Here is a 15,874-nt window from a genome sequence, read left to right as displayed (position 1 = left end):
TCCTTCCGCGGCCGGGGGCCGATGAGTGGCGTGTTAAGCGGTGCCGCCGGCTGCAAGCAGGCCGCCGTCGAGGTTGATGACCTGGCCGGTGATCCAGGCCGAATCTGAGGACGCGAGAAAGGCAACGGTGGCGGCGATATCCTCTGGATTGCCGAGGCGGCCCAGGGGATATCTCGCGGCGACTTCCGCCTCCTTGCCTTCGTAGAGGGCCTGGGCGAATTGCGTCTTGACAACCGCCGGTGCAACCGCATTCACCCGTATCTTCGGTCCCATTTCAACGGCGAGGGTGCGGGTCAGATGTGCAATGGCGGCCTTGGTCACGCCATAGAAACCGATGCCGGGTGCCGGTGTCTGCCCGGTGACCGAAGACACGTTGATCACGGTGCCGCCGCGGCCGGCGAAATCCAGGGCAACGTGGCGATAAGCATCCTGAATCCAGGCCAGGGTGCCGAAGACGTTCACCTCGGTGATCTTGCGCGCGGCGGCAAGGTCGAGATCCATCACCGAACCGTAGACGGGGTTGATGCCCGCATTGTTGACGAGGACGTCCAGCTGGCCGAATGTTTCGGCGACAGCATTGAGAACTTCGAGGCGGTGGTCCGGATCGTGGGCTTTGCCGGCGAGCGGGATTACGGATCCTTTCGGAAACTGGGCGGCCGCATCGTGTAACGCCTCGGCGTTACGGGCGGTGATACAGACCTGGGCGCCCTCGGCCACCAGCCGCAAGGCGATGGCCAGCCCGATCCCGCGACTGGCACCCGTGACGATGGCCGTCTTGCCCTCAAGGCGGTGCGCTTGCACGGATTGCTCGCTCATAATTTCTCTTTCGGGTGCAGTATGCCCTGGGCTGCCGTGTTTTCATCACGGAGCTCCTGGCGGCGAATTTTTCCGGTCTGTGTCTTAGGTAGGTCGTCGACGATGTGCACGATGCGGGGGTACTTGTAAGCTGCGAGACGCTCTTTGGTGAATGCGATGAGTTCGGCTGGAGTGACCAATACACCTGATTTCAGGGAGACGAAAGCGACGACTGTTTCGCCGCGGTACTCATCCGACTGGCCGATCACGGCGGCCTCATGGACTGCGGGATGTTCATACAGCGTGTCCTCGACTTCGCGGGGCCAGACCTTGTACCCGGAGACGTTGATCTGGTCTTTCAGCCGGTCCACCAGATAAATCCAGCCTTGTGTGTCGATGATGGCCACGTCGCCGGTGCGGAACCTGCCCTCGGGCATTGCGTGGGCGGTGGCATCCGGATTATTCCAGTAACCCGGGATGATCTGGGGGCCAGATAATTCCAGCTCGCCCTGAGTACCCGGTGGAACGGGGTGACCGTTCGGATCGATGACTCTGGCTACAACGTGCGGTAATGGAATGCCGATGGACAGGGTGCCGCTGGAGGCGTCGACGGGCGCTGTGGCGCAGGGCGGAACGGCAATCACACCGGACGTGCTTTCGGTTAATCCATAGGCGTTGTAGATGTAGACGCCGAAGCGCTTGTGGAAGCGCTCCACGGTAGCCGGCGGGATTGGGGCCCCACCGGAGTACAGAGTCTTGACGGAGGCAAAATGGCTGGCACTGGCATGCGGAAGCGCCAAAATCGCGTTGAACACGGTAATCGAGCCGATGGTAAAGCTGACCCGATGCTCGGCAAAGGCCTCCAAGACGATATCGGGGTCGAAGCGGCCCGTGAAAACCAGGGTTGTGTCGGTGAACAGCGAGATCGCAGCGTTAATCACGGCGCCAGTGATATGAAATAGTGGGGCCACGGCCATGACGATGTCACCGGGGGCCAGCCGTGCAAAGCGGCCAAACGTCGTGGCGACGGCTAAGACGTTTTCGTGGGTGTTCATGGCGCCCTTTGGCGGGCCGGTCGTGCCCGAGGTATAGGTCAAGAGCGCCACGTCGTCGCGGGTCAGCGCAATGTCAGCGGGTCGCAAGCCGTCGAATTCGCGAATCAGAGCGGCGACGTCCCCGTCAGTTGAAGCCGCTGGGCGTGCTGTCATGTCACAACTGCGCGGATCGTTTCGCGTCTGGAAGTCACGTGCAGAGGTAGTGATGAGCCAGCAAACCGTGCTTCCGGCTAGCGTTTGGCGAGTTTCCAACTCAGCCGTATCGGCACAAATAACACCGATGGCACCCGAGTCGTCAACGAGGCGTCGCAGCTCGCGACGTTTGTACATGGGATTCAGCAACAGCGCCGTCGCTCCCAATTTCCAGAGGGCCAGCAGGGCGAGCGCATAGTGCGGGGTGTTCTGGAGGTAAATGCCGACCCGGGCACCGCGAATTGTGCCGCGGGCCACGAGCGCTACGGCGAGAGCGTCGGAGGCGCGGTCGACTTGGGCGGCCGTCATCCAGCCATCGAAGTAGCGAAGGGCGACGCGCTCAGGGTTGCCGGCGACGCGGGCCTTCCACGCCTCTACGGTGGACTCGTACCGCATCCCTGCACGTACTTCCCGGCTGAGCACGTCTGGTGCGGTCTGAGAATCTTCTACGGCGTTGATCCCAGGACGACCCTGGACGAAAGAGCCGATTTCACAACGATTGGTCACAGATGAACGAGTCACGACAGCCGCCCCTCTCCGGCATCGTCGCCGGAATTGACTTTACTAACTCCTACCGAGCGATCGCTCGGTAGGAGTTAGTCTGGAGTAGACGTCATCATCTGTCAAGACAGACAATGGCAATCAGGCGTCAACAGGTGAAGGAGTATTCGTGAAAGTTGAGACTGCGAAGAGAGTCGGGGATGAAGCCGTATGGCGCAAATACTCCGACAACACTCTGCCACCCCTGCTACAAGCGGCTTTGGATAGCTTTGTGGAGCACGGCTATCACGGCACGACGATTCGCACTGTGGCCGCTCGGGCCAAGCTCTCCGTACCGGGCCTCTATCACCACTACGCCTCCAAGCAGGCGCTGCTGGTGGCGATCGTGCAGTTCGCGATGCAGGATTTACTGGTCAGGAGCGAAGACGCCGTAGCGGAGGCAGGTTCCTCAGTGGAGGAACAGTTTCGACTTCTGATCGAATGTCTGGCGCTCTTTCACGCTCATCGCAGTGAGCTCGCCTTCATTGCTGCTAGTGAGATCCGAAGTCTGGAAGGCGAGTCGCGATTGGCGCACATCACATCCCGCGATAAGCAGCAGCAGATGGTGGACGACATCATCAATCAGGGTATGCGCGAGGGGATCTTTGACGCTGAGCACCCCAAAGACACCAGTCGAGCCATCGTGACTATGTGTACTGGTATTGCACAGTGGTACCGCCGTGACGGTGAGCTTTCGCCCGAAGAGCTGGCCGTTCGATACGCCAACATCGCCCGGATGACGTTGGGGGTCGGCTCAGGTTCTCGAAGACAGAGCCCCCCCACGGCGCCCATACCTGTGCGAACAGATGAACGAGGCAGGCCAGACCGCGATGGTTTCTAGGGGTCGTTGCAACGCTGGGTGATCTATTCAGTGATCGGCAGCTCATTGAAGCGTTCGGCGGGGGTGTCCGAGGCGTCGGCAGTCCTGATATCGACACCGGGCAAAACGACCCTATTGCCGCAGAGATCGTCGCCGCCTTAGAGTACGCCTCCGGGCAAAAAAGTAAGCGCTATCCCACCGGCAGCACCGACGGCTACGACAGCCCAGGCCGGTGTGCGCCAGGTGATGAGTAGCACGAAACATATAAGAGCCAGGACGAACGGGGCAGGACCAGTAATCGCGGTGGTGAAGACGGGGTCGTACAGCGCTGCGGCGAGGACGCCGACAACAGCAGCGTTCGCGCCGCGCATGAGCGCTTGGGCCCACGCTCGCAATCGGAACGCATTCCAGAACGGGATTACCCCGATCAGGAGAAGCAGTCCGGGGAGGAACACACCGGTAAGAGCGAGAGTAGCGCCTGCGATACCGCCAGGACCCACGGTTGAGAGGGTTCCGAGATACGCCGCGAATGTGAACAAAGGACCGGGCAATGCCTGCGCCGCACTGTATCCAGTGAGGAATTGATCCGGCGAAACCCACCCGGTATCCATGACCCCGGTTTGCAACAGCGGCAGCACAACATGACCACCGCCAAACACCAACGCTCCGGCCCGGTAGAACGCGTCAAACAAATCGATAGCCCCCCATTTCGTCGCGGCAGCCAAGGGTGGCAATACGACAAGCAGGATCACGAAGAGTGAGAGGCAGATCCATCCGGCGACGCGGGAGACCGGGAATCGGATCATTTCTGTCACGGCGCCGGCGCCGGCACGGCAAAAAATCAGGCCAGCACACGCGCCCACCAGAAGAGCGATGATCTGCCCCATCGAGCCCGCAAGCAGAAGTACGCCCAGAGCGGCAATCACTGCGATGGATGCGCGGGCGGGATCGGGTGTGAGAGTTCGTGCCATTCCCCAGACAGCCTGAGCGACAATCGCAACGGCGACGATCGTGAGCCCACGGATAATTCCGGAACCGACTACGCCTTGGAATGCGCTCGCGCCGTACGCGAAAGCGACCATCAAGACGGCGGAGGGCAGAGTGAAAGCGATGAATGCGGCGATAGCGCCGAACGGACCTGCTCGGAAGAGTCCCAAGCCGAATCCGACCTGGCTCGACGCGGGGCCGGGGAGGAATTGGCCGAGCGCGACCAGGTCTGCGTAATCGCTGTCGCTCAGCCATCTGCGGCGTTGGACTAATTCCCCACGAAAATATCCGAGATGTGCCGCTGGGCCGCCGAAGGACGTCAGTCCCATTCTCAGAAATACCCAAAAGACCTCCCAGACGCTCCCGCGCAAGCGATGGTCAGCCGTGCCGCCCTCGAAGGGTATTGCTTTGCCCACTTCTCGCTCAGTCTGGCTAGTAGTTTGTTCGTCAGTTACTTTTCTGGCCACAGGCAGAGTGTCGCACGATGAGGTTAACGAGCCGACCACCCTCTGCGCTGAAGCGACGACTCGATAAAAGCGAAATGTAGTGTCTCGAAACCCAAGTGCCTTATCTCCCAGGGGAGACAAGACGGTAGAGCTGCTGCCGAGCCTCCCGGACTCAGTTCGAGGTGCGACGCGTGCGGAGAGCACTGGGGGATCCGTCAGCGAAGTCGTCTCCGCCATACTTCGCATTGGCGACGGACATGACGTCAGGCCACATCCGATGGCGGGCCGTAGCGGCGTATCCGCTGTCGAAGTACATGGAGCGTTGGTCGAGGGAGCCCGTGACGCTCACGACACCGGCCACGGTTGCCACCTCGGTGCTCGCGCCACTCATCCAGGTATCCGCTGCGCCACCCGTGGTTCCGGTTTTGCCGATCATCGGAACGCGGGGACTGGTTCGGTAATACGACGAGCGGGCGGTGCCCTCGCTCATCACGCGCTGCATGGCGTAGGCCATGGCGCCCGATACGGTGGGCTCAACCGATGCGCTGCACTCGGATTCCGGAACGGGCAGTTCGGTGCCATCGGCGGCCACGATTCGATCGACGACGACCGGTGTGCAGGTCACCCCGTCGTTGGCGATACCGGCGAAGGCGACGGCCATGGTCAGGGGCGCGATTTCGTTGGTGCCGAGCACGGAACTGGCTCCCTGGCGAAGTGGGTTGCCGTCGGCGCGGTGCACGTCGAAGGCCTCTGCGGTCTTGCGGATACCGCACAGATCCAGCTCTTTCGCCATGCCCAGGTACCCGGTGTTGTAGGAATTGATGGTCGATTCGAGAGCGCTGTAATTGGATCTATTTTGATTCAATGAGTCGTTGCGGGGGTTCCACCCGGGGTAACGCTGCGTACCCCGGCAACTGTCTTGGAAAGCGCCCCAGTGCGATGTGCGCTCAGAATCAACGCGCTCGTTGAGGGAATGCCCCTCGCTTAGCCATTCGGCCAGCGTGAATACTTTGTAGGTGGAACCGGGCCGAAAACCGCTCGAGCCCCCGGCGGCACGGTCGGTATTGTAGTTGATGGCACTGTAGTTGGTCCCGGAATTCAGCACGGCCGGATCCTGGCTGTAGTCCTTGTTCTGGGTCATGGCGAGCACCCTACCGGTGCCGACCTGAACACTGGAAATGACGGCACCCACGTCTCCCGCGTCGGAGATCTTGGGAACGTTTTCGTTCATGGTTGTCACGGCCGCACCCTGCAGATCCAGGTCCAGCGTGGTGTACACGTCGTACCCACCACGGCGAAAATTAAGCAGCCGCGTTTCTTCGTCTTCACCAAAAGTGGGGTCGGTCTGAAGTGCGTGCACGACATAGTCGCAGAAGTAGGCGTTGGCGCCGGCCGTAGCGCAGCCGGTACTGGGCGCAGTGATGACCGGGGCGATCACCGTGGCGACCGCTGCCTCGTACTGGGCGGCGGAGATCTTCTCCTCGGCAAGCATTTCCCCGAGAATATAATCGCGGCGCATCTTATTGGCGGCATAGTCGTTGGCGGCGCCATTGGTGACACTGTCCGGTATATCGAGCTGGAACTTTCGTGGGTTGTTCACGATCGCCACGAGGCTTGCGGCCTGCGGCAGAGTCACTGCCGCCGCTGTCGTGTTGAAATAATGATTGGCCGCTGCCTCAATACCGTAGACCGTGCCACCGAAGCCCGTGATGTTGAGGTACTGGCGAAGAATGTCCGCCTTGTCGTACTTCTTCTCCACGGCGATCGCGAAGCGCATTTCGCGAAGTTTGCGCTCGGCGGTGATCTCCGTGGCCGCCGTGTAGCACAGGTCGCTCTGCTCCTGCTCGGCGATGACTTCGCATTTCTGCACGAGAACGTTCTTGACATACTGCTGAGTGATCGATGATCCTCCCCGCAGCGAATCGCTAAATGTGTTGCTCACAACCGCGCGCAGCGTGCCCTGAATATCAATACCGTTGTGCTCGAAGAAACGAGGATCCTCACCCGAGACCGCGGCGTCCTTCACAAATTGACTGATGGCATCCGATTCAACCTCGACCCGATTCTGGTCGTAGAACGACGCAAGCAGTACGGGGGTGCCATCGTCCTGGGTGGCATAAATGTTGCTCTTTTGCGAGAGCTGCTCGATTCCCAGATAGTCCGGCAGGCTGTCAAGGACCGTGATGGTGTGCGTTGCGCTCACGCCGGCCAACGCGACCACCGGCGCCATACCCGCCGTCACGAGGACGCCGGCGACGACACTCATCCCGACAAACCTCATGAATGCGCCGAGGGACGTGCCTTTTGTTTTCGTGGGGACAGTGACATTGATGTCTAAAATTATCGCTACCTCATGGATCCACTAGTAGACAAAACGGCATGAGTGCGCCTCAATCGCTCGCACGCGCAACGCGGGGGTCACGGTCCAACCTGTGAGGGTTGGAGTCTTGGGAGAGCCTCTATCGCGCTAGATGCCAAGGATCAACAATTCTTTCGACGAGGTTTCCCCGGCGGCCCCGGCAAAGAGTTCAAATGCAGAAACAATTGCGGACTTTTGGTTGGGCGACAAGACGGACAGGATTTCGGCAATGTTGTCGCGGCGCTGCTCCAGGGCATGAGTGACAAGGTTTTGTCCTGCTGGCGTGAGTTCAATGAGTACCTCACGTCGACTAGCTGGTCTGGTCGTGCGCCTCACCCAACCAGCTTCGACAATGCGATCGATTGCCCGGCTCAACGTGGAGGGAAGGACGCCGATGGCTTCGCCCAGGACGCCCATCCGCAGGGCCCCCGAGGTGTCCAACAGCACGAGAACACGAAACTGGGGCAACGTCATGATCTCCAGGACACCTGCGACAGATCGAGCCACCACACCCATCAGCGCACGAGAAGCTTTCAACGCGGCGTCCGCCGCGCGAGCATCGAAATCTTCGTCAGGAATCACTTAAACCTTCGTCTCATGCAATAGTTGCAAACCCGCAACAATTGCAAGCATACATTTATGGCGGGTTGGCACCCAATATGAACTCCAACGCCACGGGGTAATCACCCGAACGGAGACTGGCTTCGACGAATCTGAATCTCAGGAAATAATTTTAATTCCGAAGCGCCAGGCGAAGAAAAGTGAAGTCATGCAGCGGGTCAGAGCAAACTCCCGTGCCGACAGGTCCACGGGCCCGCCAACGAGCTGGTGAATACCGCCGCCGACGGCAGTCAAAAGAGCGTTCGTAATGGCGATCCTGTGCGGGACGGCGCTTTCGGCCAGCCTGTGGCGTCCTTGCGGAATTGTCCAACTCGTTCTCGAACAAAACCCGTCATTCCAAGTGAATTCGGGCTTGAGGGCCCATGGCTGGCGAGGACGACAAGAATCTGGAACGGTGGATTGGTACGTCGTGAACGGCGCTGACCATGGACCGCGCAACCGAGTGACGCCCGCGACGTGGCGCGGGGTGATTCGAGCGCCTCGGTACCCGTTCGTAGATCGCTGGTGTTTTCACCGTCCCGTCGCGTTGCCTATCGTCCCGGCACGGAGGCAGGAGTTGTAGTTGGAGAAGAAACAGTGATCCCGCGAATGTCGCCGCTGATCCCTATTTCTCAGTTGCTCGTGCTGCTTGGCAGGTACGGCTCGAGCCATTTCAGGCTGCCGTTTCGTATCGGGATCTGCACTGATTCGGTGTCCGTTCCGACAGTGACGGTGACATCCGCTACCGCACCTGGTATCTCGTCAGCGCTCTCGAAGAGGGTCGGGTGTTCCTGGAAGGCATATTGCTCGCCCGGATCGAGGGTGACGGAGATCTCGTCGTCTTGGTCTGACAGCGTTACCTGGATTTCTTTCTCTGAACCATTCAGGAGGACCCCGATGAGGCGTGCGGGCTCGGCTTCGCCGTGTGTGACCAGGAGCAGGTTCCTGACTTCGATAGGACCCACCTCCGCGTTCATGCCGAGGTTTTTCGATCCAAGCTCCGTCGGGGGTATGCGCGGAGCACCGACACCGGAGCAGCCTGACAGCCCCGCGACCATAAGCCCCAGTGCCGCAGCACTGACTTGATTACGCGCAACTGACCGGCATCATCCGGAAGATGGGATTATCACCGACCGAAGCGGTCAAGATTCATGACCTTGTGCCACGCGGATGCGAAGTCGCGTACGAACTTCTTTTCAGCGTGCTGGCTCGCGTAGACCTCCGACAGCGCACGCAGCTCAGAGTTGGTCGAAAAAATGAGATCAGTGCGACTCGCGACCCACTTGATGTCGTCGGTCTGCCGGTCGCGGCCTTCGTAGGTCGTCTCCGTCGCGGGGTCGCCTGGCTTCGGCGCCCACACGGTGTCCATGTCGAGCAGGTTGACGAAGAAGTCGTTGGTCAGCGAGCCCGGTGTCGAGGTCAGCACGCCCAGGGGGGATCGGCCGTGGTTTGCGCCGATCACGCGCAAGCCGCCGAGCAATACTGTCATCTCGAGGGCACTCAGGGTCAGTTGGGCAGCGCGCTCGATGAGCAGAACTTCCGATGGCAGCCGGTTGCCCTTGCCGAGGTAGCTGCGAAATGCGTCAGCCGTCGGTTCGAGCGCGGCGAACCGTTCAGGGTCGGTCCACTCCTGCGTCGCATCCGTACGACCCGGCCGAAAAGGTATCTCGATGTCGTGACCGGCCCTGGCGGCAGCGTATTCGACCGCGGCGCACCCGCCAAGCACGATCAGGTCGGCAAGTGAGATCTTCTTGCCGCCACGCTGGGAATCATTGAACTGCTTGCGGATCTGCTCGAGTGTGCCGAGCACCGTAGCCAGCACTTCAGGCTCGTTGACATCCCAGCGGCGCTGCGGTTCGAGACGGAGGCGGGCACCATTCGCACCACCGCGCTTGTCGCTGTTTCGGAACGTGGAAGCGGATGCCCACGCGGTGGAGACTAGCTGCCCCACCGCCAGGCCCGACTCGAGCAGCTGGCGCTTGAACGCAGTGATGTCATCGGCATCGACGAGTTCGTGGTCGACGTCGGGCAGTGGGTCCTGCCAGATCAGTCGTTCGGACGGGACGAGCGGCCCCAGGTAGCGCTGGGTTGGGCCCATGTCGATGTGCGTGAGTTTGAACCAGGCCCGTGCGAACGCATCCGCCATCTGGTCTGGATTCTCTAGGAATCGCCGCGCGATCGCCTCGTATTCTGCATCTTCCCGGAATGCGAGGTCCGTGGTGAGTACCGTCGGGACATGGGTCTTGGACGGGTCGTGGGCGTCCGGGACTGTGCCGGCACCGGCACCGTTGCTCGGGATCCATTGCCATAGTCCGGCAGGGCTGAGCGTCACCTCCCACTCGTAGGCGAACAGTGTCTCTAGGAAACTGTTGTCCCAGGTGGTCGGGGTGGGTGTCCAGATTCCTTCGAGCCCACTGCTGACTGTGTCGGCACCGTTGCCCGTTCCGAAGCGGCAGGCCCAGCCCAGGCCTTGTTGCTCGAGCGGTGCGGCTTCGGGTTCGGGCCCGAGGCAGGCGCCGGGGTCGGCCGCTCCGTGGGTCTTGCCGAACGTATGCCCTCCCGCAATCAGCGCGACGGTCTCCTGATCGTCTAAGCCCATGCGACGGAACGTCTGACGGATGTCGCGTGCGGCGGCTACCGGATTGGGCACCGTGTTTGGGCCCTGCGGATCGACGTAGATCAGTCCCATATCGCTGGCCGCCAGGGGCTGGTCGAGATCCCGGATCCCGCTGTGTCGCTCGTCGGCGAACCACTTGTCTTCTGGCCCCCAGTAGGTCTCGTCGGCCTCCCAGGCATCCTCCCGGCCACCGCCGAACCCGAACGTCGTGAAGCCCATCGATTCCAGCGCACGGTTACCCGCGAAGATCATCAGATCGGCCCAGGAGATTTTGCAGCCGTACTTCTGCTTCACCGGCCACAGGAGTCGGCGCGCCTTGTCCAGATTGCGGTTATCAGGCCAACCGTTCAACGGGGAGAAGCGTTGCATACCCGCGCCGGCACCTCCCCGACCATCACCGACGCGGTAGGTGCCAGCACTGTGCCACGCCATCCGCAGCACAAGCGGTCCGTAATGTCCGAAGTCGGCGGGCCACCAGCTTTGCGAAGTCGTGAGCACCTCGTCCACATCGCGTGCCAGATCCTCCAGATCGAGGGAGAGGAACTCTATGGCGTAATCAAAGTCTTCGCCCAGCGGATTGATGGTGCGGCTCGGTCGAGCTAGGCACCTTAGGTCGAGCCTCTGGGGCCACCAGTCATGTGGGTTCCTGTCTTCTGCGGGATGATTTCGCAGTTTGGATGACTGACGAGCGTTCACGGTCTGGTTATACGTACGATCGACGTAGGCGTCAGGGCTTCCAGACATGGCCACTCCTTCAGGCGAGCCTCTGTGCCCGTCAAGTTTTTGAGACAATCTGATGTGTTTTTCTTCTACGCCGCAGCCGATTGGCGGCGGTCGCGGTGGGTGGTCATCGCGCACCGCTATGGACGACTGGAAGCGGATCGGGACGATCCGGTCGAAGTTCTGGGGGTTCCTCGCCCCGACCAGGCTCGGCTTGGACAGACAAGACAATTCATCCATGGGCCAAATGTTGACGATCCTCCTCGTCGTTGAGGCGACTGAGCGCGCTGACGGCACGAGACAGGCAGCGACGAGTGCCGCCGAGAAGATCGGCCCGTTCTTCAGTAGACGTCACTGGACATCACCTCCTCATTTCTTCATTGAAATCACGTACGTGTTTATCGGGGCCCTTGCGCAACAGGCATGCATAGAGTCCGCTATCCAGTTGAGAAATAACCGTATGCCACTCAAATCTCGACGACCAGACACGACCGCAAGACTGCCGCACCATGCCGTTCACCCGCATCAACGTGCCGCTCGATACGAGCCGTCCCCCGTTATCCTGTCTCCGTCGGGCTGCGCTGTTCATCATCAAGGATGCGGTCGCCGTGCCGGTTTTGATGGATGTGATGCGTCGGAGGGTTTCAGCGTCGATGACCTCGCGATTGACCACCACGTAGCGGTGTCCCTGTCTTGGCCTGCTTCGGGTGCTTCAAATAACGGAATGAGCGGGTTTTTCTACGCTGCCGATGTTGGCTGTTAACAACCGTGGTGGACGTCATTAGGCCGGCGATAACCGAGTTCGGAATGCCTGCGTCGACTGTTGTATATCCTTCGATATGCCGGATGGCGTAGCGCCGAGCTTGTGATTTCGTGGCGTAGGCAGTGCGATAAACACGTTCGTTGTTGACCGTCGATTAAAAAACTTTCCACCATCTATCGGGTTTACAAGGGCAGAAATCGAGGCAGCCGCTACCGTGAGAAAAAAAATATGAAAAATGTTCGCGGGTTCTGCAGCTCACCCTGCAAATCAACTATCATCCTAGGAAGTGCCGCCTGGATAGGGGAATGAATTCATCTCAGCGGGCTGGTATTCACCACGAAACGCGAACGTCTGTACTGTCGAAAGCCGCAAGCTCGCAGGAGCCCGTCTGCTCTACCGTCCAACCACCGGCCGTGGACGAAATCCGCGGCCCCACCCGATCGAGGAGAACCAGCATGACACTGACCCTTGCGGACGCCCGCATCATCATCAGCGCAGCCGAGGCCAAGGTCTCGGAGGTCGGACAGCCTATGAACATCGCCGTCGTTGACGCCGGCGGCAATCTCATCTCTCACGTACGGATGGACGGCGCCTGGCTTGGCGGAATCGACATCTCCATCAACAAAGCCTTCACTGCCCGGGCCTTCAATATCCAAACCAAGGACCTGGGGGATAACTCCCAGCCCAACCAGCAGTATTACGGTATTCAAGCCAGCAACAACGGCCGGATCGTGATCTTTGCCGGCGGAATCCCACTCACCCGCAACGGCGAAGTGATCGGCGCCATCGGCGTTAGCGGTGGCTCAGGCGAACAGGACCAGGCCGTCGCTCAAGCAGGCGCCAAGGCCTCTCTGACGTAGCCTGCCCTTTGTGCCCCGCGCACACCGCCGGGATGGGGCAGTACGGTCGATACCCCGATCTGGACCGGTGGAAGCTGGCGTGTGGCGTGTGGCGCTCTCCTCCTTTTGTGATCGCTCGCTGCAGCGCCTGCTGAGCGCTTTCGTCGACCCCGAGCGAGTCTCCGATTCTTATCTCCCAGAAATTCTCGTGTATTTGGATCTCGCGACGCTGAGCGGACGATGCTTGGAAGGATCGCCTTTCGCTGTCCAATATGTTCGCGCATTGGAGCGGCGAGTAGGAGGTACTCGACTGCCTGATTAAGAATCCGCAAAAGCTCAAGATAGTCTCGTGGCGGCGCGCTCATTTGAAACGACGTGTGGTATGCCTCCCGGGACGTTCCCTCAGTCCAATGCGTCGATCCGGTACGCGTCGATCCGGTACGCGTCGATCCGGTACACCGCAACGGTGGCCCTGGAAAGACTCGTGGCCTTGATCGGGGGCATCAGTGAGGCTTATGACAATGCCGGCGTGGAGACCGTGATGGGCACCTACACAGACGAGTCGATCGCGAAGAACTCATCCTGCGCGACGGCCCGCTGAGGACCCTGGCTGACGTCGATGCTCTCGCCTTGGACGGAGCCGATTGGCGCCACAAGGCGCATCACGGCGCCTTCGGGCACGTCCCGCCCGAGAGATATGAGATCGAACTACCCGCTTAGAGACGAAGCCGTTGACAAAATGGCGGCATGCAAACTGGGACGGTTTTTGACGAGCGGCACGCTGAGGCGGCTGAGCGGCACGGTGTGTCGGTCCGGCGGTTGTCTCTGGTAGACGCGGTTCGGGTGGGCATACCGTTACCTGTCAACTGGCTCGGATGAGCGAGCGGACTCTGTAACAGCCTGCTGGGCAAGGAGTCCGGTAAACGCGAATGTGATTTCAATGAAGAGGTGATGTCCCGTGACGATTGTTGAAGAACCCGTAACTGAAGAACGCTCTGCTCTACTGGCCAGGCTTGGTCTGGACGGTCAGAATAAGGCGTCCATGGGCCGAGTGTTGGCGACCGGCTCCATCGCTGAGGCGACCGAGCGTGCTGACGGCACAATGGAAGCTACTATCCGCATTTTAGAGGACGAGATTTGTTGGGAACCAGCCATCCTGGTTCTGCCTCACGGTGGTGTTCTTGAATTGACCGTCATCAACGACGACAAGAACACACACGCCTGCCTCCTGCCGAGCAATGGCGACCAGAAATTTCTCTGGTTGGTCAATCACTCGAGAGGACGGGCGACGATCAATTTGGATGGCCCGGGTTACTACTGGTACAGCTCGCCCGGAGGGAATGACGAGGGCCGCGGCTTGACCGCCGCAATCGTTGTCCAGGGTGAAGTGCCCCCAGAAGCCCGACTTGATCGACCCGAACAACCCCGACCATAGATAAGGGATTGAACTGATGACAATAGAATATGTGGACGCTGGCGAGGCCATCAACCACTCTGCGCTGAGCGCCATGCCGGGAATCGCCCCTGCGGTGACCGACAACATCGATTATGAGCGGCTCTTGAAAGCGCGTTCGGAATCGCAGAACTGGCTCACCTACTACGGTGCCTATGACGGACAGCGGTACAGCCTGCTGGACCAGATCAACTCCGAGAACGTGAGCAAGATCGCTCCCGCCTGGATCTTCCAGGCAGGCCAAGCCGGCCAGATCGCGGGTGCGTCGACCTACGCATTCGAGACCTGCCCCTTGATCGTGGACGGCGTCATGTTCGTGACTGGCTGGGACGGCTGGTTCTGGGCCCTCGACGCGGCGTCGGGCCGGGAACTCTGGCGCTACAAGCATGCCGTGCCCTTCGATGTTTCGCTCTGTTGCGGCAACGTCAACCGGGGTTGCGCGGTGGCCAACGGCAAGGTCTACTTCGTGACTCCGAACGCCCAGCTGGTTGCACTGGATGCAACCAACGGTGACGTGGTGTGGCAGAAGACCATCGGCGACGTTCGTGCGGGTGAGAGCGCCTCGATCGCTCCGACGGTCATCAAGGACCTGCTCATCACGGGCAGTGCTGGCGGCGAGTTCGGGGTACGTGGTCACATCGACGCCTGGGACCTGGAGACCGGCGAGCAGCGCTGGCGCACGTACACCGTGCCGAAGCCGGGCGAACCGGGCTCCGAGACCTGGCCCGCTGACGGTGAGGCTTGGCAGCGCGGTGGCGGAAACCACTGGGTCACTGGTTCGTATGACCCGGAGACAAACCTGTACTACGCGGGCACCGGTAACCCGGCACCCGACTTCGACGGCGAGGTTCGCGAGGGCGACAATCTCTACACCGACAGCCTTGTCGCGCTGGACGTCGACACAGGTGAGATCAAGTGGCACTACCAGTTCACTCCGCACGACCTGTGGGACTACGACTCCACAATGGAGATGACGCTGTTCGAGCGGGACGGCAAGAAGTTGCTGGGCCACTTTGATAAGAACGGCTACTTCTTCGTGCTGGACCGCACCAACGGTGAGTTGCAACACGTGACTCCCTTTGTGGACCGGATCGACTGGGGTGTCATTACCCGAGACGGTAAGGTCACTCCCCGGAAGTACCCGGAGAAAGAGGGCGAACCGGTGCACTTCTACCCCGGCCCGGCTGGTGCGAAAGAGTGGACGCACGCGGCGTACAGTCCGAAGACCGAGATGTTCTACGTGCCCGTGGCCGACGTTGGTGCGACCGCCACCCGCCGGCGGCGCGAGTTCAAGGAGAGCATGCCCTACTGGGGCGCTGGTGTCGCGGTGGACATCGACGACATGGCCGGGTCGGTCAGTGCGTTCGACACTCATGGTGAAGAGAAGTGGCGCTGGCGTCTCGATTACCCCATGGCCGCATCCGTGCTTGCCACGGCCGGCGATCTGGTGTTCGCTGGCACCCCGACCGGTGAGTTCGTCGCGCTGGACGCCCGAACCGGTGAGAAGTTGTGGGAGTTCCAGTGTGGCAGCGGCCATCACGGCAGCTCCTCGACCTACAGCGTCGACGGCAAGCAGTACGTCGTCGTTCCAGTGGGTTGGGGTGGATGGCTCGAAGGCATCATCCCCGGAATGCTCGGCGCGGGCCACGGCAGCGCGCTGATCGCTTTCGCCCTGCCCGGGTGATCGC

At 60.7% G+C, this 15,874-nt stretch carries 13 protein-coding genes and 1 pseudogene; 5 read left to right on the top strand and 9 right to left on the bottom strand.

Annotated elements, in window-relative coordinates; translation table 11 throughout:
* Positions 1–33: 33 nt before the first annotated feature.
* The gene (locus CXY83_RS03925) at positions 34–816 is read right to left on the bottom strand and encodes an SDR family oxidoreductase (protein WP_104196098.1); all 783 of its coding nucleotides are present in this window, start codon (positions 814–816) and stop codon (positions 34–36) included.
* Positions 813–2,438 (bottom strand): class I adenylate-forming enzyme family protein, encoded by a 1,626-nt coding sequence (locus tag CXY83_RS03920; RefSeq protein WP_104196097.1) that lies wholly within the window; start codon positions 2,436–2,438, stop codon positions 813–815. Before CXY83_RS03920 ends, CXY83_RS03925 begins: the two co-directional genes overlap by 4 nt.
* 274 nt (positions 2,439–2,712) lie before the next feature.
* On the opposite strand from CXY83_RS03920, the gene CXY83_RS03915 reads away from it, so the two are divergent.
* The gene (locus CXY83_RS03915; protein ID WP_104196096.1) at positions 2,713–3,423 is read left to right on the top strand and encodes a TetR/AcrR family transcriptional regulator; all 711 of its coding nucleotides are present in this window, start codon (positions 2,713–2,715) and stop codon (positions 3,421–3,423) included.
* Between the two features lie 137 nt (positions 3,424–3,560).
* Here the strand turns inward: CXY83_RS03915 and chrA are convergent, their stop codons facing one another.
* The 7 genes and pseudogenes from chrA to CXY83_RS18040 form a co-directional block, all read right to left on the bottom strand.
* Positions 3,561–4,760, bottom strand: coding sequence for a chromate efflux transporter (chrA, locus tag CXY83_RS03910; RefSeq protein ID WP_369831121.1), 1,200 nt, complete (start codon positions 4,758–4,760; stop codon positions 3,561–3,563).
* A 247-nt stretch (positions 4,761–5,007) separates the two neighbouring features.
* Positions 5,008–7,101: a transglycosylase domain-containing protein gene (locus CXY83_RS03905; protein ID WP_158251823.1), complete on the bottom strand. Its 2,094-nt coding sequence runs from the start codon at positions 7,099–7,101 to the stop codon at positions 5,008–5,010.
* Positions 7,102–7,302: 201 nt separating this feature from the next.
* On the bottom strand, positions 7,303–7,776 hold the full coding sequence (locus tag CXY83_RS03900) for a MarR family winged helix-turn-helix transcriptional regulator (RefSeq protein WP_104196093.1): 474 nt from the start codon (positions 7,774–7,776) through the stop codon (positions 7,303–7,305).
* A gap of 650 nt (positions 7,777–8,426) precedes the next feature.
* On the bottom strand, positions 8,427–8,771 hold the full coding sequence (locus tag CXY83_RS03895) for a hypothetical protein (protein ID WP_104196092.1): 345 nt from the start codon (positions 8,769–8,771) through the stop codon (positions 8,427–8,429).
* A gap of 149 nt (positions 8,772–8,920) precedes the next feature.
* On the bottom strand, positions 8,921–11,155 hold the full coding sequence (katG, locus tag CXY83_RS03890) for a catalase/peroxidase HPI (RefSeq protein ID WP_104196091.1): 2,235 nt from the start codon (positions 11,153–11,155) through the stop codon (positions 8,921–8,923).
* 337 nt (positions 11,156–11,492) lie between these two features.
* The gene (locus tag CXY83_RS17320; protein ID WP_146069843.1) at positions 11,493–11,807 is read right to left on the bottom strand and encodes a hypothetical protein; all 315 of its coding nucleotides are present in this window, start codon (positions 11,805–11,807) and stop codon (positions 11,493–11,495) included.
* Positions 11,808–11,890: 83 nt separating this feature from the next.
* Positions 11,891–12,048 (bottom strand): annotated as a pseudogene (locus CXY83_RS18040) (IS3 family transposase); the annotation flags it as partial.
* Positions 12,049–12,349: 301 nt separating this feature from the next.
* Between CXY83_RS18040 and CXY83_RS03885 the strand changes: the two are divergent.
* The 4 genes from CXY83_RS03885 to CXY83_RS03870 all read left to right on the top strand — a co-directional run bounded on the left by CXY83_RS03885 (position 12,350) and on the right by CXY83_RS03870 (position 15,870).
* Complete coding sequence (locus CXY83_RS03885) at positions 12,350–12,754, top strand: heme-binding protein (RefSeq protein WP_104196090.1); 405 nt, start codon at positions 12,350–12,352, stop codon at positions 12,752–12,754.
* A gap of 445 nt (positions 12,755–13,199) precedes the next feature.
* The gene (locus CXY83_RS18310) at positions 13,200–13,334 is read left to right on the top strand and encodes a hypothetical protein (RefSeq protein ID WP_255408721.1); all 135 of its coding nucleotides are present in this window, start codon (positions 13,200–13,202) and stop codon (positions 13,332–13,334) included.
* 357 nt (positions 13,335–13,691) lie between these two features.
* Entirely contained in the window at positions 13,692–14,168 is a 477-nt protein-coding gene (locus tag CXY83_RS03875) for an MSMEG_3727 family PQQ-associated protein (protein ID WP_104196088.1), read from the top strand.
* Between the two features lie 16 nt (positions 14,169–14,184).
* Entirely contained in the window at positions 14,185–15,870 is a 1,686-nt protein-coding gene (locus CXY83_RS03870) for a PQQ-dependent dehydrogenase, methanol/ethanol family (RefSeq protein WP_104196087.1), read from the top strand.
* Positions 15,871–15,874 lie beyond the last annotated feature (4 nt).

It is taken from the genome of Cryobacterium sp. M15 (assembly GCF_002929675.1).
In the GTDB taxonomy this organism is placed as follows: Bacteria; Actinomycetota; Actinomycetes; order Actinomycetales; family Microbacteriaceae; genus Cryobacterium; species Cryobacterium lyxosi.
The sequence above is the reverse complement of the archived record's forward strand: the minus strand, read 5'-3'. Positions and strand labels throughout refer to the sequence as shown.